Source organism: Saccharothrix sp. S26 (assembly GCF_021390395.1).
Classification (GTDB): domain Bacteria; phylum Actinomycetota; class Actinomycetes; order Mycobacteriales; family Pseudonocardiaceae; genus Actinosynnema.
In genome coordinates, this window is record NZ_JAJUWT010000008.1 from 316,996 (window position 1) to 341,456 (window position 24,461).

The following is a 24,461-nucleotide window of genomic DNA, read 5'->3' on the forward strand; positions in this document are numbered from 1 at the left end:
CGTCGTCCGGACGGTCTTCTCGTCTGCCACGAACCTCCTGATTCCAGCTGGGGCGAGGTGGGCCTGAGCACTACTGAGCTGCCATGCCCGTCGAGCGCGTCGCGTCTGCGGACGATTGACCGGTGATCACTCCCCGCTACACTCCGTTAAGAACTCGCGACAGTTGAATACGCGATCTCACCCGTCGGTGACCCCTACCGGAGCCCGCGCGGCACCGCAGGGGTCAGCCACCTACGGGTCCCAGGTTTCTCCCGTATCCCGGCGGCTTCCTCGTGGGGATCGCACAGCGGCGGGTCTGGGTGCCGTGCCGTGTTCACCGCCGTGCGCTGCTTGGCCTCGACGACCGCGGGCCTCGACCGTTTCGGCTGCTGTGCCCGGGTGCTCGGGTTCGGTGGTCGGCTACGTGGTCGGTGGGGTGGGGCTACCGCGCGCCCTGGTGCTGCTTGATGTGCCTCGGGCTCGGTTCCCAGGTTCCCGGGTCGGCGTGTGCCTGGTGCTCGGGTGCGCCTCGGCCACAGGGTTCGGGACATCGTCGGATGATCCCCCCAATTCGCATGAGCGGGGATGGTAACAGCACGCGCCGTGACGAACGTTGGTGGTAGGCAACGGTATTCGGGTGAGACGCTGATCATAGGCACACCTGGCGGTCATTGAGCCGTTCGGCCGCTGTGGCGGGGTTGGTTGAACCGTCATGATTCCTCCTCGGGTCGGGGGACTCAGCACAAATCGCGTGTTCAGCGCGAGCCGGGGGGCATCTTTCTATGGGTTCGCGCGTGCACGCGCGGGGTTCGACCCTGCGCGCTTTCGCTCTGGCGCTGGTCGCCACGGTCGCTGCCGGTGTTGTGGTGGTGCCGCCTGGTGCGGTGGCTCAGCCGGAGATTACGGGTTCGGAGGTGCCGAAATCGGCACCGGACGAGGCGACGGCTGCTCGTTACGCGGCGCGGAGCGGGGAGTCGGTGGTGGTGGAGTCGGCGACCACGGAGACCGATGAGGTGCGGGCGAATCCGGACGGCTCGATGACGTTCACGCAGCACGTGCAGCCGGTGCGGGTGCGGCGTGGTGACGGGTGGGTGCCGGTCGACTTGACGTTGGAGCGCAGGGCGGACGGTTCGTTCGCGCCGAAGGCGTCGACGGTGGAGGTGGCGTTCTCGCCGGGCGGTACGGCTGCCGAGGCTTATCCGTTGGCCAAGGTCGCGCAGGGTGGTCATGAGGTCGGTTTGCGGTGGGACGGCGAGTTGCCCGAGCCGGTGGTGGACGGGGCGACGCTGACCTACCCGAACGTGCTGCCGGACGTCGACTTGCGGGTCGAGGCGCACCTGGAGGGTTTCAGCGAGCTGTTGGTGATCAAGACGCCGGAGGCGGGGCGTAACCCGGCCCTGGACACGGTCACGTTCCCGACGCACGCGGAGGACGTGCGGGTGGAGCACGGTTCGGTCCCTGGGGCAGGCGACCTGGTGGTGAGGGACGGTGCGGGCAAGCCGGTGTTCGTCGGTGACGCGTCGCAGATGTGGGATTCCTCCGGTGACGGGCCGCGTGAGCATGTGGGTGAGTCGGTGCCGGGTGATCGGCAGACCGCGATGGAGGTCGAGGTCACGCCCGAGGCTTTGGCGATCACGCCGGACCAGGGATTCCTCGACGACCCGGGGACGACGTACCCCGTGGTGCTCGACCCCACGTACTACTGCGGGAACTGCGGCAAGGTGCACCACGCGGTGGTGCAGGACCACTGGCCGGATGCCAGGAACTTCGATGCCACGGGTGGGGCGCTGAGCGATCTGAAGGCCGGCTTCGTCAACCCCGTGGCTTTGGGCGACCATGCCACCAAGAACTCGGTGTCGCGGTCCTACCTGCAGATGAACACCGAGCCGTTGATCGGCAAGTACATCCACCGAGCGATCATGCGCGCGAAGGTGATCAACACGTACTCGTGCGCGCCTTCGGCGACCGAGCTCCGGTTGGCAGGTTGGATCGACGCCAACACGACGTGGAACAACCAGACGAGCTGGGGGCAGTACCAGTCGAGCACCAACGTGCGCAACAACCCGGGCAATTGCCCGACCGACGGCAACGTGGGGTTCGAGGTGGGCAACGCCATCACCTCCGCGGCCGCAGGCTCGTGGTCCTGGACGACGTTCGTGCTGAAGGCGGAGGACGAGAGCGCGCTCAACACGTCGTGGCGGCGGTTCGACCTGAACCCGTACCTGGAGGTCCAGTACAACAGCTACCCGAACACCCCGACCGACTTGGGTATGGAGGGGTCGACGCCGGACCACGCGTTGCCGTGCCGCACGGGTGCCGATCGGCCGGTGGTGTCCACCAGGACTCCTCGACTGCGTGCGCGGGTGAGCGATCCTGACAACAGCAACGTGTACGGCGAGTACCGGCTGCTCACCGGGGTGGGTTCAGGTGCCGTGTGGGATGGGCGGTTGTTCGGTGGCACGGAGGTCGGCTCGGGTGCCTACAGCGAGTGGACGGTGCCCGCGGATCTCACCGGGGAAGGCGGCTTGTACACGTGGCAGGTCGTGAGCCATGACGGTCAGCTGACCAGTCCGTCATCGGCGGCCTGCGAGTTCGAAGTGGACACCACGCCGCCGAACGCGCCCGCGGTCTCGTCCGCCGACTACCCGGGTTCGGGCTTCAACCACGGCAGTGTGGGAAAGACCGGCACGTTCACGTTCACCCCCGTTCTCCCAGCGGACGGGAGGACGGACGTCCGCAAGTACGGGTGGTCGTTGAACAACGACACGGCCATGACGAACATCGTCGACGTCACCTCGGCCGACGGGTCGGTGACGGTGCCGATCACGCCGACGCTGGTCGGTACGAACGTGCTGCACGTACGTGCGTTCGACCGCGCGAACAACCCGTCGCCGCAGAACACGAGTTACACGTTCCACGTCGCCGGGAAGGCACTGCCCAAGGCGGTATGGGCGTTCGACGAGACGTCGGGCACGGTCGCGGCCGACAGCAGCGGAGGGAATCGTCCGCTCGCGTTGTCCGGTGCCGCGTCGTTCGCTGCGGGGTACGACGGCAACGCGTTGACGCTCAACGGTGGCTTCGCCGCGTCGGCCTCCACGGTGGTGGACACGTCGCGGGCGTTCTCGGTGTCCGCGTGGGCGAAGCTGAACAGCAAGGGTTCCTACGCCACGCTGGTCAGCCAGGACGGCAACCGAGCGAGCTCGTTCTACCTGCAGTACGCCGTCAACGCGGACCGCTGGGCGATCACCACGCCGAGCGACGACGCGGACGGACCGGCGTCGTACGCGAGGGTGACGTCGGCCGCTCCGCCTCAGGTCGGTGTGTGGACGCACCTGCTCGCGACCTACGAGCCGAACAGCAAGGCGTTGACGCTGTACGTCGATGGCAAGCCGGAGGGCACGACGACCGCGCAGCTGTGGAACCCGAGTGGCAGTCTCGTGGTCGGTCGGGCGAAGTCCGCGGGTGAGGCGTCGAACCACTTCCCGGGTGCGATCGACTCGGTGCGGGTGTGGGACCGGGTGGTGACGGCCGAGGACGCGGCGGAGGACGCGAACCGGGCGGTGCTGCGGGCCCGACTCGGGTTGGACGAGCGGACCGGGACCACCACGCGGGAGTCGGTGTCCGGTCAGCAGGCCACCATCTCCGGGGGTGCGACCTGGGCGGGCACGCCGGACGACCCGGACGACCCGGACCGGCCGCGCACCGGCGAGGACGAGTGGTTGCAGTTCGACACGTCCGGCTCGGGTCAGGTCACCGCTTCCCGGCCGGTGAACCTGCGCACGGACCGGTCGTACACGGTGTCGGCGTGGGTGCGGTTGGACAACGACCAGGCCGCGCGTGCGGCGGTCAGCCTGGGCGACGCGCAGTACTCGCCGTTCATGCTCCAGTACCGCCCGGAGAACCGGCAGTGGGCGTTCCTCATGACGCAGGGCCCGGCCACCTCGATGTGGTGGGTCGCCCTGTCGGACAACGCGATCGTCACGGGTCAGTGGGTGCACCTGACGGGCACGTATGACGCGGTGAGCGGTCGGATCGCGTTGTACGTCAACGGCGACAGGCAGACCGTCAACTTCTCCGGCACGACCGACGGCAGCGGCGTCACGGGGTGGAACGGCTCCGGTCCGCTGTGGCTCGGCCGTGGCCTTTGGGGCTCGCAGAAAGCGGACGTGTGGCAGGGCGCAGTGGACGACGCCCGCGTCTACTCCGGTGTTCTCACCAGCGAGCAGATCCGCACCGTGTACGAGTCCACCAGGCACTTCTGAGCCACCGGTTCGATCCGAGACGTCACGAGAGGCCCTGTTGTGAGTGCTGCCGTGCGGAAGCTGGCCCGGAAGGCCGCCGCGTTCGGTGTCGTGCTGGTGTTGACCGCCTCGACCGGGCAGGCCGTGGCGATGGCCTCGACCCAGGCGTGGAGGGTGTCGCTGCAGTTGGAGCGATCGATCCCGACCAGGGCGGTGCCGGTCGAGGCGGTGCCGGAGGATCCGGCGAAGAACCACGTGGTGACCGCTCCGGCGCAGGCTTCCTGGCCCGCTGCCACGACTGCCGAGGTGGACTTCGCGGCCGAGGGCGGCACGCCGGCACAGGCCGCGGCTCGCGCGACGGGCCGGCCCATCCGGGCCGTGGGCACACCGGTCGCGGTGGGGCTGCCCCAGGAGGCGAGCGCACGTCAGGTTGCGGCGGCCACGGTGCGGGTGCGGGTGCACGACCGCAAGCCCGAATCCAGCGGGGTGGTGTTCAGCCTTGCGGATGCCGGCGGGGTGAAGGACAAGCCGTTGGCGGTGACGTTCGACTACTCGTCGTTCGCGTCGGCGTTCGGTGGCGACTACGCCGCCCGGTTGCGGCTGGTCAGCCTGCCCGCGTGCGCGGCGACGACACCGGACAAGACCGAGTGCCAGGTGGCCACGCCCGTGGCGGGCGCCGCGAACAACACCGCGGCCGGAGTGTTGTCCGGCACGACGACGTTGACGTCCTCGGAGCCGGTGGTGTTCGCCGCGGTGGCCGCGTCGGCGAGCACGGCGGGTACGTATGGTGCGACGTCGTTGGCCCCGGCCGGGTCGTGGAGCGCGGGCGGCTCGTCGGGTGACTTCACCTACGGCCTGCCGATGCGGGTGCCACCGGCGATCGGTGGCGCGGCGCCGAAGTTGTCGTTGGGGTACTCGGCGCAGAGCCTGGACGGCAGGACGTCGTCGACGAACAACCAGGCGTCGTGGGCCGGTGACGGCTGGGACCTCGCGCCGGCCGGGTTCATCGAGCGCCAGTACAAGCCGTGCAGCCTCGACCTGGGCGGGAACAACGGGCAGACCAAGACCGGTGACCAGTGCTGGGCGACGCACAACGCGACGATCAGCCTGGTCGGCGTGTCGGGAAAGCTGATCAACATTCCGGGTACGGACCAGTGGCGGGCGGAGTCCGAGGACGGCGCGCGCATCGAGCGGCTGTTCGGTGCGGTCAACGGTGACAACAACGGTGAGCACTGGAAGGTCACCACGACCGACGGCACCCAGTACTTCCTGGGGATGAACCGCCTGCCGGGCTGGACGGACGGCAAGCCGGAGACGCAGTCGGCGTGGACCGTGCCGGTGTACGGCAACCACGCCAACGAGGAGTGCCACGCCGCGACGTTCGACGCGTCGTGGTGCCAGCAGGCGTACCGGTGGAACCTGGACTACTCGGTCGACCCGCACGGCGACGTGACGACCTACTACTACAACCGGGAGTTCAACCGCTACGGCCGCAACGGTGACGCCAACAAGGGCACGGACTACGTGCGCGGCGGGTGGCTGGACCGGGTCGAATACGGGTTGCGCAGCGACGACGTGTTCGCGCACCCCGGTGCCAAGGTGAGCTTCGAGGCCGCCGAGCGCTGCCTGCCCAAGGACGCGATCACGTGCGATCCGGCGCAGTTGAACGCCTCGACCGCCGGGCACTGGCCGGACGTGCCGTTCGACCAGGTGTGCGCGGTGGGTGAGTCGTGCACGCACCGGTTGACGCCGTCGTTCTTCACGCGCAAGCGTTTGACGAAGGTCGTGACGCGGGTCGCGAACGGCGCGTCCACGTTCCAAGACGTCGACTCGTGGTCGCTGGAGCACCAGTTCCTGGCCAACGGCGGTCTCTCTCCGGCGATGAACCTCCACTCGGTCACCCACACCGGCCTGGTGGGCGGCAGCGTGGCATTGCCGCCCACGGTGTTCGCGCACACCGCCATGGCCAACCGGGTCGACCCTCCGACCGGCGACAACTACTCGACGATCACCCGCTTCCGGCTCACCGGGATCACCAACGAGGCGGGTGGCCACACCACCGTCAAGTACAGCGATCCCGATTGCGCGGTGGGCACGCGGATGCCTGTGTCGCCCGAGGCGAACACGTTGCGCTGCTACCCGTCGTGGTGGACGCCGGACGGTGCGATGGAGCCGCAGCTGCACTGGTTCCACAAGTACGTGGTCGACCGGGTCATCGACAACGACCGTACCGGTGCCTCGACCCCCGTGCAGACCGACTACGAGTACGACGGGAAGGCTGCGTGGCACTTCGACGAGGCCGAGTTCAGCGAACCGGTCCGCCGCACCTGGTCGCAGTGGCGTGGTTACGAAAAGGTCGCCACGATCAAGGGCAACCCGCAGGAGAAGCGGTCCAAGACGGAGGTCGTCTACGGCCGCGGCATGCAGGGCGACCGGCAGCCCGGTGACACCAACGGCGACGGGTTGCCCGACGGCGTCCGCCCGGCCTCGATCACCGCTTCAGAAGGCCCTCCGATCCCGGACGTGCCGCGGCTGCGCGGGTTCGTCCGCGAGACCCGCCAGTACAACGACGGCGTGATGGTCGCGGCGTCGGTCAACGACCCGTACCTGCCCGAGACCCCGACCGCCACCGACGCGGCGGGCAACAAGGCGTTCGTCACCGGCACTGCCTCCGTCCGCGGCCGCACGCTGCTGGAGAACGGCTCCTGGCGGCGCACGAAGGTCAACAAGCTCGCCTTCACCGCCGAGGGCATCGTCGAGGTGACCGAGGACCTTGGCGATGAGGCCGTCACCGGTGACGAGACCTGCACCCGCAACAGGTTCGCCCGCAACGAGGGCGCGTTGCTGCTCACCCTGGCCTCGCAGGTGGAGACCGTGGTGGGCACGTGCGAGGTCGAGGCGTCACCGGCCAACGTCCAGTCCCTGGTCCGGTCGTACTACGACGGCCAGGCACACGACGTTCCGCCGACTCGCGGGCTGATCACCAAGGTCGAGGTGCTCGACAAGTGGGACGCCTCGGGCCAGACCTGGGTGACCGCCTCGCAGGCCACGTACGACGCCTACGGCCGGCCGCTGGACGTCTACGACGCACGTGGCAAGAAGACCACCACCGCCTACACACCGGCCACCGGTCCGCTCAAGCAGTTGACCAGCACCAACCCGCTCGGTCACGTCAGCCAGGAGTACCTGGAGCCTGCCTGGGGCCTCTCGGTCGCCTCGGTCGACGCCAACAACCGCCGCGCCGACCTGGCCTACGACCCTCTCGGTCGCCTGACCGCCGCCTGGACGCCCGGCTTCGACAAGGCGACGGCTCCGGCGAACGCGATGTTCGAGTACCAGTACAACAACGACAAGACCAGCGTCGTCGTCTCCAAGCAGTTGCAGGACAACGGCCAGTACCTGTCCGTCTACACCCTGTACGACGGCCTGCTGCGTGAACGGCAGACCCAGATCCCGTCCCCCGGCCCGGACGGCGGGCGTCAGATCACCGACACGTTCTACGACTCGCGCGGCCTGCCGTACAAGACCAACGGCGTCTACTGGAACAACACCGCGCCCGCCGGTGGCAACCTCGCGGGCGTCTTCGACAACGAAGTGCCCAACCAGACCGTCACCGAGTACGACGGCATGGCGCGGTCGATCAAAGCGACCTACCGCAAGTTCGGCCAGAACCAGTGGCACACCACCACCTCCTACGGCGGCGACCGGGTGAAGACCACCCCGCCGCCCGGCGGGACAGCCACCACCCTGATCAACGACGCCCAGGGCCGGACGACCGAGAAGTGGCAGCACACCAACGGCCCCGACAGCCCTCACGACGCCACCAAGTACACCTACAACGCCGCCGGGCTGCTCAAAGCCGTCACCGACCCCGACGGCAACACCTGGTCGTACACCTACGACCTGCGTGGCCGACTGGTCGAGACCAACGACCCCGACACCGGCCGCAGCACCGTCGCCTACGACGCCGCGGGCCAGGTCCTGTCCTCCACCGACGCCGAGAACCGCACCGTCGCCAACGCCTACGACGACCTCGGCCGGCTGATCGCCAAGCACCAGGACTCCCTGACCGGCCCCAAACTCGCCTCGTGGGAGTACGACACCGCGACCGGCGGCATCGGCCTGCTCAAGTCGGCCCGCCGGTTCGAGGGCAACCTCGTCTACCACAAGTACGTCACCGGCTACGACGCCGCCGGACGCCCCAAGGGCCAGAAGCTGGTGGTGCCCGCCTCACCCGGCGTGCTGCCGGCGACATACGAGGTGAAGCAGGACTATACCTACAACGGCAAACCGAAATCGATCACCTACTCGACGGTCAGCTCGGGCGGCAAGGTGATCGTCCCTTCGGAGTCGGTCGGGTCGTACTACAACACCGCCAACGGCCAGCTCGAATCGACCCAGTCCGGCCAAGAGGTCTACGTCTCCGCCACCGGCTACTCCAGCTTCGGCGAAGTGCTGAGACTGCAGTACGGCAGCAGCGCCGACACCGCCAAGAACCTCGCGATCACCAACTTCTACGAGGTCGGCACCCGACGCCCGGAACGCACGGTGGTCGAACGCGAGACCACCACCGAACCCGAACTCGCCGACCGCGCCTACAGCTACGACCCCGCCGGCAACATCAAGAAAATCGCCGACACCCCCGAGGGGCGTGCCGCCGACACCCAGTGCTTCGCCTACGACCACCTGCGCCGGATGACCGACGCCTGGACCCCGGCCACCGGCGACTGCGCCGCCACCAAGTCCACCACCGCCCTCGGTGGCGCCGCGCCGTACTGGCACTCGTGGACCTTCGACAAGACCGGCAACCGCCGCACCGAAACCCAACACACCACAGCCGGCGACATCACCCGCACCACCGACTACCCGATCCTCGGCGCTCCGCAGCCGCACACCGCCGTGTCGGTCGCGACGACCGGCCCCAACGGTGACGCGCTCGACACGTTCGCCTACGACAAGACCGGGCGCACGAAGTCGCGCACCATCGGCGGTGACACCCAGGTTCTCGAGTACGACGCCGAAGGTCGTGTCGCCAGCGTGGCCAACGCCGACGGCACCGACAAGTCGACCTATGTCTACGACGCCGACGGCAACCGCCTGATCAGCCGCGAGCCGTCGGCCACCACGCTGTACGCGTTCGGTCAGGAGATCCGCCTGGAGAACGGTACGTCCACTCCGTCCTGGACGCGCTGGTACTCCCACGGTGGCCAGACGGTGGCGGTGCGCAACAGCATCTCCGGGCTGAAGTGGCTGATCCCGGACCACCAGGGCACCAACCAGCTCTCCGTGGCCAACGACAACGCCCAGACCGTCACGCAGCGCCGTCAGACGCCCTTCGGGGCTTCGCGCGGCACCGCGCCACCCGAATGGCCGGACCGCCTCGGCTTCGTCGGCGGCCGCAACGACGAGTCGGGCCTGACCCAGGTCGGCGCACGCCTGTACGACGAGTCGTCGGGCAGGTTCCTGTCCGCGGACCCGGTGATCGACAACAATGATCCGCAGCAGCTCAACGGTTACGCCTACGCCAACAACAGCCCGGTGACGTTCAGCGACCCGACCGGTCTGCTCAAGGACTGCGGCCCCGACGGCGTGCTGTGCGGATACAACTCCAGCCTCCATCAGGACAGGGAGAGCTACGAGCAGGAGCGGCAGACCTACCTCGGCCGTGAGCGGGCGTGGCAGCAGGCGAACAGGAACAACCAGAACGCGCTGAAGAGCGGTCTGGCCTCCGAGGGCATCAGCTGGGAGGACTACCAGCGGGCACTGGCCGACGCGCACAAGACGAAGTGGGACGTGATCAAGGAGGTCGCCTGGGAGGTCCTCAAGGAGATCTCGGGCTGGAACGACATCGTCGACTGCTTCTCCAAGGGCGACATCTGGGCCTGCGGCGGCCTGGTTGCCGGTCTGGTGCCGTGGGGCAAGGTCGGCAAGATCCTCGAAGCCGGCTACAACGCCGTCAAAGCGGTCAGCCGCCTCACCGGCATCATCGACAAGGCCAAGGGCGTCCTTCGCCGAGTCCAGACCATCGCCGACAACGTCACCCGCGCCGCCACCGAACAGTTCCAGAAGCTGACCTCGAAGGGCGGCGGGAGCTGCGCGAAGCACAGCTTCGTCGCCACGACCCTGGTGCTGATGGCCGACGGCTCGACCAAACCGATCTCCGAAGTCGAGCTCGGCGACAAGGTCAAAGCCACCGACCCCACCATCGGCGAAACCACCGACCGCGCCGTCGTCGCCACCATCGTCCACGATGACGAAGACGACATGACCAAGCTGACCGTCGCCGACGAGGACGGCACCACCGGCACCGTCGACGCCACTTCGTGGCACCTTGTCTGGGTAGCTGCCGAGGGACGCTTCGTCAACATCGGCGACCTTAGGCCCGGCCAGCAGCTCACATCGTCGGACGCGTCGTGGGCGGAGGTCGCGAGCGTTCGTAGGTACGTTCACCGCGAGCCGGTTTACGATCTGACCGTTGACGGCATCCATACCTACTATGTGGTGACCGGCGGCAGTGATCTGCTGGTCCACAACTGCGACGACCCCTGGATGGACGCAACTGGCCTGCGGCATACGAAGAACGGGCATGTCAGGGGAGGCAAGAACAACGTCCCGACTAAGTCGACATTCGAAGATCATCTCACCGATGATGACTTCCTCGACATGGTTGACGACGCCGCGCGCGTTCCGGGCGTCGTGCAGACCAACGGCCGGTGCGCCAGAGTGTGCACCGCGCAGGACATCATCGGCGTGGATCAATCCGGACTACCGACCAGGGAGTACACAGTGATCAGCGAGCCCAATGGTCGGGTGGTTACCATGCACCCCGGTAGGCCGAACTGACGTAGGGAAGGTCGAGAGGTGTTGCTCTTCCACGTCGAGGACCAGACGCACCATCGTGTCAGAAGCTTCACCGATGACTCGGCGAACTCCTTCCTGGGAGTGGCGCGGCGGTGCGCTGCCAATGGCAGTCGTGTGATGGACGTGATCGACCCGTACACGGACACGATGCTGAACTTCATCCAGCTCGACCGCCTGATCAGCGAACTCGGTGCGCTGCTGACATCGGGTGAGCTGATCGGGCCCGAACGGGACCTCGTGGCCGAGGTGCTGGTCGCAGCGAAAGAAGCGAGAGGGCTCAGCGGCTACTTGTTCATCACGGGTGATTAGCAGGGGCGGGTAGGGATCGCGGGTCGGGAGGTGGGGACTTGACCTAAGGCCGGGTAGTTAAGGATTTCCGTTCTCCTGCAAGGGAGTGGCCGACCAGGTGTGGCGGCGTAGAGGCCGGGGCCGATCTTGTGGATGAGTCCGCTGTCGGCCCATCGGGAGAGTTGTCTGTACATGGTGTCGAGGGTGATGTCGCCGAAGTGGACCGCGATGTCGTGGGGTCGCCAGAGACGGGTGGGATTTTCCTGTAACAGGACCAGAATCCGATGCCTGCGACGCTCGGCGGGGGTGGTATTGCGGTCGTCCCGGGAGGCGGCAGGCAGCGCGGGCTGCGGATCCGGGGGTTCCAGGACGCCGATGTCGAGGGCGGTGACGGCGCGGCTTCGGTCGGGTCTGCCGTCGTCGCGGCGTTCGCTGTAGCGGGAGATCGGGGATCTGACCTTGCGGGTACTCACCCTTGGGCGTCGGGGTGGAAGGAGCGCGGCCAGGAGACGATGCGCGATGATCCCGGGTTTTTCGTTGCTGCCGCCGATGATTCCGGTCGCCTGGACGACCTGGTCGCGGGCGGCGTGCAGGGCGATGGTGAATCCGCAGCGGTCGGGATCGGTGCCGGGCCGGGATTCCGCGGCGTCGACCATGACGGTGCGCAGGAGTTGATAGAGCGTGAACAGGGACCACATCTCCTGCTCGAGCCCGACCCGGTCGCCCGAGCGTAGAACGCGTCCGGCGGTGATCGTGTGGCGCAGGGCGTAGTACGCCGATTCGTGTTCCCAACGCTGGCGGTAGAGGGCGACCAGGGCGGCTGCGGGGTGGCGGCGGGCGTCGGTCAGGGTCGTGACCAGCCGATAAGTCCCCGGTGAAGGTGTGAGGTGCCAAAAGTCGGCCATGTGCTCTGACCTGCGGTTAGGCTGCTGTGGGTTCGTACTCGTTGATCAGGCTGCCGAGGACTGGTCGGCGACGTATCGATGTGCAGCTCGGCTCTGCGATCGGTCGGTCCGGTCGTGGTGGTGCGAGTTGTAGGGCTTGGTGCGGTCTGCGGTGGTTGTAGTGAGCCACGTAGAGCTGCAGCACTGATCTCAGATGGTGTTCGTTGAGGATGAGTAGTCGGTCGGTGGCTTCGCGTCGGATGGTTCCGACGAATCGTTCGGCGTGGGCGTTGGCTCGTGGACACCGTGGTGGGCTCTTCATGACCTGGATGCCCGCATCGGAGAAGACCGCGTCGAACGAGGCGGTGAACTGTTCGGCCCGGTCTCGAATGAGGAATCGGAAGTCGTTGGCCGGGTCGCCGAGGTCCATGAGTAGGTTGCGGGCTTGTTGGGTGGTCCAGGGGCCGTTCGGGTTCGTGGTGGTGCCGAGGATGTGGACGTAGCGGGTGGCGAGCTCCATCACGAAGAACACGTAGACCCGTTTGAGGGTGACGGCGCAGTCGACGTGGAAGAAGTCGCAGGCCAACATGCTCGCGGCCTGCGCGCGCAGGAACCGTCGCCAGGAGGTGTCGGTGTCGCGCTGGGGCGCGGGTGGTACCCGCAGGCGCTTGAGCACGCGGCGAACCGTTGACGCGGCTACCTGGTGGCCTAGCTTGGGCAGCTCGCCCTGGATCCGGCGGTAGCCCCAGCCGGCGTTCTCGCGGGCCATACGCTCGATCAACGTCATGATGATGTCGTCGACAGGTGGGCGGCCGGTGCGGTGGGGTAGGTCCATTTCTTCGCGACCAGGCGCCGGTGCCATCGAGGAGGGTGCCCGGCGTCACCACTCGGTGCTCGCGCAGCAGTCGGGGGAGTCGGCGCACCAACGCGGCGAGCACCGCGCGATCTGCCCACTCCAGCCGCGGGCGGGGGTTGGTACGGCGCAGTACGGCGACTTCGTGTCGTAGCACCAGTAGTTCCACGTCCTTGGCCGCCGATGACCGGCCAAGGAGAGCCAACCAGCCGACGACCTGGATGAAGATCAGGTACAACAGTCGTAACGCCACGCCTCGCGATCATCCTCCTGCAGCCTATGGTGCGCGATCGCTGCAGGTCGGCGCCTCAGTGCAGAGTTCTGGCACCCCACACCGGCGAGTTGCCGACGGAGTACGGCGTTCTCGTGGCGCAGCACGAGCAGCTCGGCGTCCTTCGCCGCTTGACCGCGCAGCAACACCGCCGGGACGGACAGCAGCTTCCGGGTCACCTTGTACAGCAGGGACACGATCACCCGGCCATGCTCCCAAAGACGACAGCGCCCTCGTTCTACCAGCGGCGATGACTTTTTGAGCGGCACAGGGTGTTCGCGGAATCCGCTCGGTCTCGAGTCTGGATCTCGATGTTCGCCCTATGGGCGATCGGGTCCCAGACCTCTTCCAACGGTGACATGATCGACTGACCTCCGCCGCTGCGCGTAGCGCACGCCGCCTCATCGGTCTGCGCGACCTGCGCTTGGCCCAGGCCGAGACGGCACCTCCATACCGGCGGCAGCCGGTCACTCGGTCGACTTCTTGAAGGTGAACGTCAGCCCGCCCTTGCCCGCGAGCTCGCCGCCGGTACCCAACAGCGACAGTTTGCCCTTGGCGCTCACCTCTACGGTGACCTGCACTTGGTCCAGCTGGTAATCGCCTGCGGTCGTGGCCAGGCCGCTGATGACATCGCGCATCGACGCCATGAAGTCCTCGACACGGCGCCGAAACTCCTCGACCGGGATCTCGCTGCGTTCGAACCGGAAATCGTCCTGTCGGCGGCCCGTCGACCGGTCGGTCCGGGCCGGTTCGGCTTCATCGAGGCCGAACACGCGGATCGTCTCGCGCGGTGCCGGGTCGGGTGCGTTCATCGTTGGCTCGCTTCCTGTTGCACAACTTGGAGATCGGTGTTGCCGTAGACCGAGTAGGCCAAGCCTATGGGGTTGCCGAACTTCTCCAGCAGCCGCATCCGTGCCCGGTGCACCGCAACGCCGAAACTCGCGCCGCCCAGCAGCAGCTCGCGGTAGAACGCCACCGCGAACTCGGCCGCCTCCTCGTCCGGGATCGCCACCTCGGTGCCGAGGAAGCCGCGGTTCCCGTTCTCCAGAAACAGCTTCGGGAACGACAGCGTGCTCGTCGCGTCCATTCTGGATGAGCCGCACGCGTTGAGGAACACCAGGGGCATGGTCCGCGCCGGTCGAGGTGCGCGGGCGCCGAGCTTGACCAGGTGGTCGCCCAGACCGCCCAAGGTGAGCCGCAACGCACGGCCCGCGCCGCGCAGCGTCAGCTCGTAGTCGAGCGGACTGGTCGTAGTCGTGTCACAGTGGCACGAGAAGTGCTGGACATGGTCCGGGTCGTCGCGGTCGTCCACCGGGTCGAAGATGTGCCCCGCGACGTCGGCCGCAGTGTGTCCGTCGTTTGGGTACGGCCCACGTAGACGCACGCGTGCGCTTGCCTCACCGGTTAGCCACTCCCGCTCCACGTCAGCGCCCGGCAGCGAGTCGTCCTGCAGGTAGCGCACCGTCAGGCGGCCGTCCTGCCCGGGACGGATACCACCGTCCCGGGCCACCGGCACCGGGAGGATGCGCCGTCGTACGACGCACGAGAACCCGACGAACGAGCGGCATGCCCGCAGGAAGTCCGTCCGATCGGTGACACCGTCATCGCAGCCCGCGATGTCGAACAGCGGCAGGAACTCCAATGGCAGCAGGTGGCCCTCGTCGCCGAGGCACTCCACCACCGCGGTGTGCCCACCGTTGCGCCACGCCGGCACGGCGGCCTGCCAGAAGTCCTGCACCTGGCGGATCGTGGCCGGCTGGTTGCCGAACAGCACAAGTACCATCCGCCTGCCCATCGAACCGAGTGTGCTCGCCAGCTCCGGCACCAGCTCGTCGGCCACCTCGACCGCGCTGAGCAGGTCCTTCACCTTGGTCAGTCCGGCGTGCAACTCCCGCCGCACCTCTGCGATCCGCCCCGGGTCGGGCAGCGTCACCGCCACCGGCCGAACCCGCCACCGCGCCGCCTCGAACTCCACCCGCAGGCCACGCGATGACGGCGCGATCCGCACCCGCACGGACGGGCCTCTCGACCGGGTCATCCCGACTCAGCACGCGTGTCGACGGTGATCGCGACGGCCTGCACGAGGCGTCCCGACTGGAATAGCTGCAACCACACTTCGTGCCGGTCCTCGTTATCGGGCAAGCGCAGCGTGATCGTCTCCTGGCGTTCGCCCTGGGGCTGGGCAACGCGCATCGGCACGCGGTGCGGGTGCGGGTTCATCGTGGCGCTGTCGACGATCGCTTCGAACGCCACCTCGGGCTCCGTGCGGCCGCCTTCCACCTGCACCGTTTCCAAGGCCAGGAAGGCGTCGGACGTGGTCAGCCGGTCGGGCGCGGCGTCCCAGGAGGCGTCGTCCGCCACCACCGACACGGTCAGCTCGAGGGACGAGCCCGGCCGTGCGACGACCACCCCGGTCCCGGTGCTTGCGACACCGCCACCCGCACCCAGCTCGACCACGAGGTACCCGGCGAAGTTCACCAGTTCCGGCCCTGCCAGGGCGTTCTCCATGACCTTGGTCAACTCCTCTCCCAGCTGAACCCGCAGTTCACGGAACTCTCGGGACAGCCGTGCGTCGAGCATGCTCGCCGTGCGGTCGGTGACGTCCTGCACCAACCGCTGGGCGTCGTGCTCGGCCAGTTCGATCTTGGGCGCGAGGTCGCGGTCGGCCGCCAACCGGAGGTACAGGTGGTCCAACGCTCGGCGTGACTCGGAGGCGACCAGCTCGCCCAGCCGCTCGGTGATCTCTTCCATCTCCTCCGGACGGAAGCCACGGGGCGGCCTGCCCTGGTCGTCCATCAGTTCCCAGGACTCGACCGGGCCGTCGGGGACCGGCGCGCCCATCAGTCGGTCGCCCATCGCGATCAGCCCGTCGTGGGTGCGTGGGGCCGGCAGGCGCAGGGCACGGACCAGATCGAGGCGGTACATGTCGGTGGCGTCGGCGCGGGCCGCGTAGACCTCGCCGACCTGCGGCCGGACCGCGAACACGACGAGGAGGAACAGCAGCGCCGGGATCGTGGCCAGCGCGAACGAGCGGGACGCCGCGAGCACGGCCGTGGAGGCGACGGCACTGGCCGACACCACCCGGAAGAACGCGATCCCTCGGTCCAGCCAGGTGACGTGCCGACGCACCCGGTCCGGCACGACCCGGGCGAGCCGGGGCCACAGCGCGTCCACCACGACACCGCACGTGTGCGCGGCACCCGTGGCCGCTTCGATCGCGGACGAGCCGATCAGCAGCCCTCGGCGGGGACGGCGTCCGGCGTAGTGGTGGTGCCCCGGCCGGTCGTCCCACTCGTCGGGCCTGTCCCACTGGGTCTGCTCGCTGACGGTCGAGGGCGGCCGGTGCTCGGCCTCCCAACGCTGTTCCCTCCTCCGTGCGACCTCGCGGGCATGAGCCGCCATCCGCTCGAGACGACTGGGGTCGACTGCGGCGGGCGTGAGCCACAATGTCGCCCACTGCACCAGCAGCTGACCTGCGGTGAGTGCGACGACGACCGCGACCAACGCGCCGGTGCTCGACACCGCGAAGCCCCATGCCGAGGCGAACGACCGTGCTGTGACCAGCGACAACATCACCGCGACGGCGGGACCCACCAGCCCGATCACGACCGGCACGCGTGGTCCGGCGCCTAAGCCGCGGAGGAGTTCGCGCGGCCGGAGGTCCGCGGTGGACCGGCTCTGGGGGACGCGTTCGAGGACGGACAGCGGAACCGCGGGCTCGTCATCGTGCCCCCGGACACGCCCGGACAGGTGATGCTGGAGCCTGGCGTGCCGGAACTGGTAGGACGCTCCGGTCCGGCGCAAGATCCCCCGCTCGTGAGCGTCGTTCAGGAACGAGATAACCGCCCAAGGCAGCCGCCTGGTCAACGGCAACCACGTGCGGGCCACCACCCAATGCCCCCACGCGGTCAGCACGAAGCCGAGAGCACCCGCGAGTCCGAGCACGAGCCCTGACCAGAGCCCGCGGGCGAATCCGACCACCAGACCGAACATCAGACCGAGCGCGAGCCCTTCCAGCAGCACGGCTTCGCGGTTGATGCCCAGCACGGTGCGAGGGTGTGGGGCGGATCCGACGTCGGTGGGCACTTCCAGGCCGGCCATCAGCACGAGGACAACCCCGCCCAGCGCCGCGGCACCGAGCCCGACCACCGGATCACGTTCCGCTCCGGCGATCCAGTACGCGACTCCGAGCACGAGACCGATGGTGAACCTGGAGACGAGAGTCCTCGGCCTCCGCCAACCTGTGCGAGGTAATCGGAGGCGTAGGTGGAACGGCGCGACGGCCGCACCTTCGACCACGTGCGCGAGTCCGAGAACCAACGCCGCCGCGACGGCGAACAGCAGTCCGTTGACGGGCGCGGCACCCATCCAGCCGACAGCTCCGCCCGCGGCGATGAAGACGAGCCCCCCGGCAACCCAGATCACCAGCGCCCGCGAGATCCGGCCGATGGAGCTGCCGAGCTGCCACCATGCCAGGTCGCGGGTGCCGAGGCGGTCCATGCGCCGGGCGAGGAAACCGAACCACCGCTGGGCGCGTTCGGCATCCCAGTTCGGGTTCCACCCGACTCCCTTGCGGTAGGCCGCGGGGATGAGTGCGCCCAGCAGATGATTTTCGATCGCCTCCGGAGTGCTGAACCGGTCGGTGTCCAGCAGCTCAGCCGGGTCGCGGTCCGGCGTGTCGCTGTAGATCGTCCTCGCGAGGCTGACCATCAACGGCGTGGTCAGCGCCGTCGCGACGGCACCGCGCGGGTTTTCACGCACCTCGGTCAGGACCGGTTCCCACAGCTGTCCACCAGCGCGTCGACCCATGGTGCGCGGGAGGTAGTCGGCAAGCTCGTCGACGGTGAGGTCGGCCAGTTCCACCGCAGTGGCCGCGAAGAGCACGTTGCTCGTCTCGATGGCGGCGGCGTACTCGTCAACTCGGCTGGTCAGCAGCAACGGCATAGTGATGGCGTTCAGCTCGGCCAGCGCTTGCGGGCGCTTGCGGGGTGCGATCTCGTCGAACCCGTCCAGTACCGGCAGGACCCGACCCGTCATGACCAGTTGGTCGGCCATCGTTCCGGCGGGCAAGGTCTCGGTCAGACCGGGGTGGTCGCGTTCCAGCCGGTCCACCAACCAGCTCCGCAGGGACGCCGTGGCCGGATCCACGTGCTGATGTCGAAGATCACCGGCACCGGGTCGTCCACGCCCCGCACCGCCAACAGGTCGAGTGCGAACCGCGTGACCGAGATCGTCTTGCCCGATCCTGCGGGACCGAGCACCACCAATCGGCCGGACGGGATCTGCCGGTACAACGGAACGAGGCGGTCCCGCTCGTCGACCAGCGGGATCGGCTGCCCTGCCTGGCCCGGCTCGGCCCCGCTGATGTTGTCCCACGAGTCGACCAACCCGACTGGCGCGGGACGCCAACGAACCGGCAACGGCGCCGGGTCGTGGATCTGCCGCAGCTCTTCCTCCCGCCGAAGTCGCGTGTGCACCACGAGGGCGAGTTCCTGTGCGGTCCACGCCAACCGCCCACGCGTACCGACGGACAGGGCTGTGAGCAGGTCGTCCTGAGGCCGCTTCGGGCCATCGTCGCCGGTGGCCGCGAGCAACGCCTTCCGTTCGGTCGGGGCGAGGCCCAGCGCGTCGGCCAACGCCGTCACGGTGCCCAATTGAGGACGACCGCGCGCACCGGTCTCTATTCCTCGAACAGTGCGCACACCCAGTCCAGCGCGGTCAGCCAACTCCTCCTGCGTCATCCCCGCCCGCTGCCGCAGCCGCCGCAGCTCTGCGCCGAACTGGATCGTCATTGGTGCCTTTCGGTCCGGGCGACCCCTGCCGGAATCGAACGATAGCGCCCCCGCAGGGCGACAGATGAACACCGGCGGCCGGTCATCCGATCGGCCTAGTGTTGGTTACGCGAGTTCGGCCGGGCAATCGGTCCGGTTGCGGATGCGTGAATCGGTGGCGAAGCAGTCGGCGAACACACGCATCTGCCGTGCCGGGTCGTTCGAAGGTGATACCTGGCGTGTATCGGGTTGCCACGACCAGCCACCAATCAAGCAGCCGCCACCCGACTCGACATCCGCCGACGACAACGACTGGGCGGCATCCTCAACGAATACCACCATGCAGCCTGACCTGCACGGATGACGTTTTCGGCAAGCACAACGTTCCAGTCGTGCAGCCTGCGCAACCGCCTGGACTACATCCTCGTCTCACCCGAACCGGCCGACCTCACCACAGCGGGCGGGGTGTTCCGCAAAGGACTCTTGGGCGACCCCGACAACATCAACCCACCCCAGCAGCGGAGCATCTACCCCGAGATCACCGAATCACGTCACGGTGCCTCCGACCACGCCGCAGTCTAAATCGACCTCAACCTCTAGCCACGCATCACGACGGACAACCCCGGTACGCGGTGCTCCGCGCTCGATTGCGGGGTCGAGGCCGTCGTCAGCTGTGAACGGGTGCCATCAAAGCGCCGCAACACGTGTCCGGAGGTGGGTGGTGGCGGCCACCCACCTCCGGTCCGGGGGTCAGGCAGCGGCGGCGGTGCAGGTGGGTGCTGCGGCTGGGGCTGCCATCGCCGTGGTCGTCACGGGCGGGCCGGCGTTGGCCGGGCGGGTGCCGGAGCAGTAGTGGGACGACACCTCGCCGCCGGTGGAGTCGCCGAACGCGAACACCAGGTACGACTGGCCGACGTAGAGCGAGAGCCCGCACATCGACCCGGCGTAGTGGGTCGTTACGATCACGGTCGCCGGCACGTCGCCCTTGTACTCCTGGTCGACCTGCACGGTGTACGCGCGCAGGTCGTCCCAGACGTAGTTGGGCTTGCCGCGCTCCAGGACGGTGGACGCGGACACGTGGCCGCTGAACACGTGATCGGCCCGTGCGTAGCGCTGTGGTTCGGTGTCATAGGGCAGACAGCTGCACGCACTGGCAGTACCGGTGAGCACGGCGGCGGACAGGACGGCCGTCAGCGCCACGGCACCGGTGGCGTGAGCGAGAAAACGCAAGCGCGCCAATGAAAGCTCCCCTGGTCGGGTGAACGGCGGCGGTGCTCTTCCAGGGTATCGGCCGACGCTCCGGCAGGCATTCGCCCAGTTGCCACTTCCGCCGCGAGCTGCGTAGGTGGTCGCTTGTGTTCGTCAGCGGCTTGTGCAGGCGATTGACCGTGTCGGCGCGGACACGCCCTGGTTCGTCGCGCCGGTCGGCCAGCAGTCGCAGAGCCACGGTGTGGTCGCCGGCAGCGACACGGTTCAGGCCGTCGGTGCGCGGTGCGGCCAGGGCGACCGAGCGGGCGTCGGTGGCGTCGGTCTTGCGGCCGTGTCCGGTGTCGAACACCCGTACCCGCGAGCCTCGCGGGCACGTCCACGACCGGTTCACCGTCGGCGACCAGGCGCTGCGCCAGGTGCTTGCCGACACCTTCGCACCCCCCCGACCGCCCAAACCCTGTCCGGCGGGCGGCGGCCTTCGTCCAGCACCCGTCGGCAGCCGTCGTTGTCCGTGCCGAACCGCCCTTGCCCGACCGTTCCCTCCCGACCGTCGACGATCTCGATCGTGGCCGAGCGCTTGTGCGGGTCGACACCGATGACCACGGGACTCATCGCCTCCTGGTCTGTTCAGGGCGCCTGACAGGCGGGAGGGCAACGCTACTTCGAGCTGGACGGTCTCTTGAGCCACAACCCCGCCACGATGCCCGACGGGACACACGCATGAGTGAGCCACATCCGGAAGAGCGGGGGGCAGCCGATGAGAGAACGTCCCGCCGAACATCTCGACCTGGCCTGGCATCGACCGTGCCACCAGTCAACAAGTAGCCGCAGAGCGGTCGTCGCGGTTTCGCGGTGGTCGCGCGGCGGGCGGTCGACGTTTGGTCCCATCCGCCGTGCTGGTCATCGAGCAGATCGCCCAGGAGTTGGTGGAGGAGGTGGCCCGATCGCGGGCCTGGTACCGGCCTGTCGGCTCCGGTCAGTCGAGCAGTGGCCCGCCGAGTGTGCCGACCGCCGCAGCGGACTGGTCCGACCTGACCGGTGCGGCCGTTTCGCACCAGGCCGCCACCGTATTCGGACGGGCTGTCGTGCACGCTCAATCCGCCCGGCTGCCGCCGAAAGACCCGTCCCTCGTCTCAGGCCCTACCAGCCGTCACCAACGTCATGACCTGCAACAGCTAGTTGCCGGCGGAGGACCGCCTTCTGGTGCCGCAGCACAAGGAGTTCGGCGTCCTTCGCCGCCTCGCGGCACAGCACTCCGGCTCGCTTCCATGATGGACTCTCGTGGCGCACCGATGTGGTCGGGTCATCGCGGCCGGTTCACGCTCCGCGGTGTAGCCACTGCGCCGGCTTGCCGAACATCCCGCTCGACTGCTGGCCGGGCCGCTGCTGCTCCCCGGCCAAGGCCGTGAGCAGCGAGATCCCGCCGGTGAGGGCCGGGATCAGCCATTGGCAGACGTCCAGTTGCCGCTGAACGTGCGCGATTTCCGGCGGGGTGGATTCCTCCGGGGTGGTACCGCCCTCGACCGGGACGCCGTCGGCGACGCGCAGCTTCTTGCCCAGCGCCCTGCTGTAACCGGTCACCGCCAGTGCGGCTCCGGTCAGGACGAGCTTGGCAGCGGTCTGGGCCGCTACTCCGCGTTGATCGGCGACGCGGTCCCGGTTGGCTCGCAGCAGCGCCGCTCCGCCTACCAGGTGCATGCCGATGGCCGCGGCGTTGACCGGTGTCCAGCGTGCCCAGCCGGCGTTGGCCACCTTCAGCCGCATCCTGCGATCCGGGAGGTCGGCGGCAGCCCCGTTGACGGCGACCGCCCCGGCAAGGGATCCGCCGAACCAGGCTGCGAGACCGAGGTCGTGCATGGCGCGGACGAGAGTGTTGCGCTGGGACGGAGTCTGCGGTGGATACGTTCGAACGGTGTTCCCCTGACACGCCCGCCCAGGTCGCTCGGCGGCGACCCGGAGTCGGTGCGGCGGGGCCGGGAGGAACGCCCGGTCGCTGGGAGACAACCGGGGACGGACGTTACCCGTCGCCTTTCCCGGAGCGTGACCCGATGCCGCAGCGACAGGATCTCCGTCCGGGCGGGATGGCCTGTCGTCAGGGCGCGTCAATCGCCGGCGTTGGGGAAGACGGCAGGCACACCGTCGTAGCAAGGCATTGAGCAGGACGGCGAGCAGGACCGATGCCACGACCGAGATGGCCGGCATCGTCAGACAGCCCGCGCGGCCACCCAGGAACCTCGTGCGGGTGTCGCCGAAGCGCATGGGAACCCGTCGCCCTGCTCAGGTCAACGCCCCGCGGTGTGGTGGTCGGTAACGTCGCGCCTCTTGCGGCCGGCCAGGCCCGCCAACCCCAGCAAGCCGAGAAGGCCCCACAGGCCCCAGTTACCGCTGTCGTCATCGGTGTTGTCGTCCTGAGCCACCACCGCTGCGGCGGCACGTGGCTCGATCACATCGGCGGATGCGGCCGCAGTCGGAGCAGCGGCCAAGGCCGAACCGATAGCAAGCACTGCCATGAAGCGCTTGAGGTCGCCCATGTCGTTTCCTCCGGTCCATCGGTGGTCGACGCCACGAGTACCGCCGGAAAGCCTGTCCATGCACTCGTCCGTCAGATACGCCCGTACGAGTGAAGGTGCGCTGTCGTTCCGGATGCACGTCACCCGATTGAGTGAAGACTCAGCGATGACTGTTTTTCAGGTGGCGTCGGGCCACCGAAGGGTGAACCTGAGGGACAAATCGGCACTCAGTGGGTGCACGGGCTGGCAGCCCCGACGGCACCAGTCACGTCTGCGCCAACGGCCAGACACCACCCGGTTGGCTCGAGATGGACGCGGTGTCCTTCCAAACCCACCGCGCCGTGCACATCGCCGGCGCCCTTAAGACGGGGCTTGCGGCATAGCGTCTACCCGGACGAGGAGGCGACCCGGTCCGGCCGGGGGGATTTGGCGTTGTCGTGGCAATCGTGTCCGAGGCACGATTGTCGACGCCAGCGGAGGCGCCTGCTCCCAGGAACGCCCTTTCATCGTCACGAGGTTCTCCAGTCGGGGCGGTGGCGTCCCATGTCCAGCAGGTGTCCCATTCGCGCTCACCGAGGACGATCAACCTCCTGATTTTCACCCCACCGGGGCAGACGACGGTTGACCGCCGAGCAGGTCCGACCCGTGGCAGCGGTCGTGGGTTCGGCGTGCGGCAGTTCGCCTGGTGCCGTGGTGCCGACCTCGGTCGTGACGCCGTTCGCACGTGATGGCTCCGCTGGGCGATCTGCCCGGTACCAGGCTCAGGTCGCGTTCGTGATCAGCAGTGCGACGTCCAGGACCGCGATCACGATCGTCAACCGGAACGCCAGAGGACTGCGCGGTGCGCGGACCGCCGCCGCGGCGGTCGCGGCGGCCAGCGTGATCCCGATCGCCGGCACCGCCAGCGCGAACCCGGTCGACGTGGTCGCGGGGGCGACACCGAGCACGACCGAGGCGGTGGCCAGCGTCACGGCCATGACGATCACGCCGGTCCGGGGGCCGAACCGGTGCGGTAGCCCCCGGACGCCGGTCTGCGCGTCCGCCTGCAGATCGGGTAGGACGTTCGCGAAGTGGGCGGCGAAACCGAGCAGCGCGCCGACGACCGGTACCCACCACGGCGGCCACGGCTGTCCGTCCGAGGCGAGGTACGGTGCGACGGGCAGAGCGCCGAAGGCGAGGAGGTAGGTCGCGCCGGACCAGGCGGTGGCCTTGAGCCCGAGGTTGTAGGCCCATCCGGCCGCGACCCCGATCAGCAGGGCCGCCGCGGCGGCCGGCCCGAGCAGCGATGACAACACGATCGTCGCCACCAACGCGGCCGACGCGGCCCTGGCGATGACGACCCGCGGTACCGTTCCGGTCACGACCGGCTTGTCCGTTCGCCCGACGGCGCGGTCCCGTGCGGCGTCGATCCAGTCGTTCGACCAGCCGATCGACAGTTGACCGGTGAACACCGCCGCTCCGAGCAAGGCGACCCGCTCCGCGGTGAGCCCGGTACCGATGGCCAGCACCACGGCCACCGACGTCACAGCCAGTCCCGGTACGGGGTGGCACGCCCCGATGAGGCCTCGCGGCAGTTCCTGCCACCGCTGCCCGG

Annotated in this window: 16 protein-coding genes and 1 pseudogene; 4 read left to right on the forward strand and 13 right to left on the reverse strand. The window is 68.4% G+C overall.

Features of this window, described 5'->3' with window-relative positions; all coding sequences use genetic code 11:
• Positions 1–761: 761 nt before the first annotated feature.
• Genes LZG04_RS15635 through LZG04_RS15645 form a run of 3 tightly spaced genes read left to right on the forward strand, consistent with a single transcriptional unit; the run spans position 762 to position 11,390 of the window.
• Positions 762–4,241, forward strand: coding sequence for a LamG-like jellyroll fold domain-containing protein (locus LZG04_RS15635; protein ID WP_233817518.1), 3,480 nt, complete (start codon positions 762–764; stop codon positions 4,239–4,241).
• A gap of 51 nt (positions 4,242–4,292) precedes the next feature.
• Positions 4,293–11,063, forward strand: coding sequence for an RHS repeat-associated core domain-containing protein (locus LZG04_RS15640; protein WP_233817520.1), 6,771 nt, complete (start codon positions 4,293–4,295; stop codon positions 11,061–11,063).
• A gap of 18 nt (positions 11,064–11,081) precedes the next feature.
• The gene (locus tag LZG04_RS15645; RefSeq protein ID WP_233817522.1) at positions 11,082–11,390 is read left to right on the forward strand and encodes a hypothetical protein; all 309 of its coding nucleotides are present in this window, start codon (positions 11,082–11,084) and stop codon (positions 11,388–11,390) included.
• Here the strand turns inward: LZG04_RS15645 and LZG04_RS15650 are convergent.
• The 9 genes and pseudogenes from LZG04_RS15650 to LZG04_RS15690 all read right to left on the reverse strand — a co-directional run bounded on the left by LZG04_RS15650 (position 11,387) and on the right by LZG04_RS15690 (position 19,490).
• Positions 11,387–12,274, reverse strand: coding sequence for a hypothetical protein (locus tag LZG04_RS15650; protein ID WP_233817524.1), 888 nt, complete (start codon positions 12,272–12,274; stop codon positions 11,387–11,389). The genes LZG04_RS15645 and LZG04_RS15650 overlap by 4 nt on opposite strands.
• Before the next feature lie 16 nt (positions 12,275–12,290).
• On the reverse strand, positions 12,291–13,040 hold the full coding sequence (locus tag LZG04_RS15655; RefSeq protein WP_233817526.1) for an integrase core domain-containing protein: 750 nt from the start codon (positions 13,038–13,040) through the stop codon (positions 12,291–12,293).
• 294 nt (positions 13,041–13,334) lie between these two features.
• Entirely contained in the window at positions 13,335–13,580 is a 246-nt protein-coding gene (locus tag LZG04_RS15660) for a hypothetical protein (protein ID WP_233817528.1), read from the reverse strand.
• A gap of 264 nt (positions 13,581–13,844) precedes the next feature.
• Entirely contained in the window at positions 13,845–14,189 is a 345-nt protein-coding gene (locus tag LZG04_RS15665; protein WP_233817530.1) for a hypothetical protein, read from the reverse strand.
• Positions 14,186–15,316, reverse strand: a complete 1,131-nt coding sequence (locus LZG04_RS15670; protein WP_233817532.1) for a CHAT domain-containing protein — start codon at positions 15,314–15,316, stop codon at positions 14,186–14,188. The genes LZG04_RS15665 and LZG04_RS15670 overlap by 4 nt, the downstream gene beginning before the upstream one ends.
• Before the next feature lie 95 nt (positions 15,317–15,411).
• Positions 15,412–18,489, reverse strand: coding sequence for a hypothetical protein (locus LZG04_RS15675; RefSeq protein WP_233817534.1), 3,078 nt, complete (start codon positions 18,487–18,489; stop codon positions 15,412–15,414).
• Positions 18,456–19,022, reverse strand: a complete 567-nt coding sequence (locus tag LZG04_RS15680) for a hypothetical protein (protein WP_233817580.1) — start codon at positions 19,020–19,022, stop codon at positions 18,456–18,458. Before LZG04_RS15680 ends, LZG04_RS15675 begins: the two co-directional genes overlap by 34 nt.
• A gap of 6 nt (positions 19,023–19,028) precedes the next feature.
• Positions 19,029–19,169: pseudogene (locus tag LZG04_RS42550) on the reverse strand (helix-turn-helix transcriptional regulator); the annotation flags it as partial.
• A 105-nt stretch (positions 19,170–19,274) separates the two neighbouring features.
• Positions 19,275–19,490, reverse strand: coding sequence for a hypothetical protein (locus LZG04_RS15690; RefSeq protein ID WP_233817536.1), 216 nt, complete (start codon positions 19,488–19,490; stop codon positions 19,275–19,277).
• Positions 19,491–19,508: 18 nt separating this feature from the next.
• Here LZG04_RS15690 and LZG04_RS15695 point away from each other — a divergent pair, with 18 nt between their 5' ends.
• A complete protein-coding gene (locus LZG04_RS15695; protein WP_233817538.1) occupies positions 19,509–19,730 on the forward strand; it encodes a hypothetical protein in 222 nt (73 codons plus the stop codon).
• A 168-nt stretch (positions 19,731–19,898) separates the two neighbouring features.
• Here the strand turns inward: LZG04_RS15695 and LZG04_RS15700 are convergent, their stop codons facing one another.
• From LZG04_RS15700 to LZG04_RS15715, 4 genes are all read right to left on the reverse strand, one after another.
• The gene (locus LZG04_RS15700) at positions 19,899–20,378 is read right to left on the reverse strand and encodes a hypothetical protein (protein WP_233817540.1); all 480 of its coding nucleotides are present in this window, start codon (positions 20,376–20,378) and stop codon (positions 19,899–19,901) included.
• Positions 20,379–21,674: 1,296 nt separating this feature from the next.
• A complete protein-coding gene (locus LZG04_RS15705; protein WP_233817542.1) occupies positions 21,675–22,214 on the reverse strand; it encodes a hypothetical protein in 540 nt (179 codons plus the stop codon).
• Between the two features lie 425 nt (positions 22,215–22,639).
• A complete protein-coding gene (locus LZG04_RS15710) occupies positions 22,640–22,888 on the reverse strand; it encodes a WGxxGxxG family protein (protein ID WP_233817544.1) in 249 nt (82 codons plus the stop codon).
• A gap of 740 nt (positions 22,889–23,628) precedes the next feature.
• The gene (locus LZG04_RS15715) at positions 23,629–24,393 is read right to left on the reverse strand and encodes a UbiA family prenyltransferase (RefSeq protein ID WP_233817547.1); all 765 of its coding nucleotides are present in this window, start codon (positions 24,391–24,393) and stop codon (positions 23,629–23,631) included.
• Between the last annotated feature and the right edge of the window lie 68 nt (positions 24,394–24,461).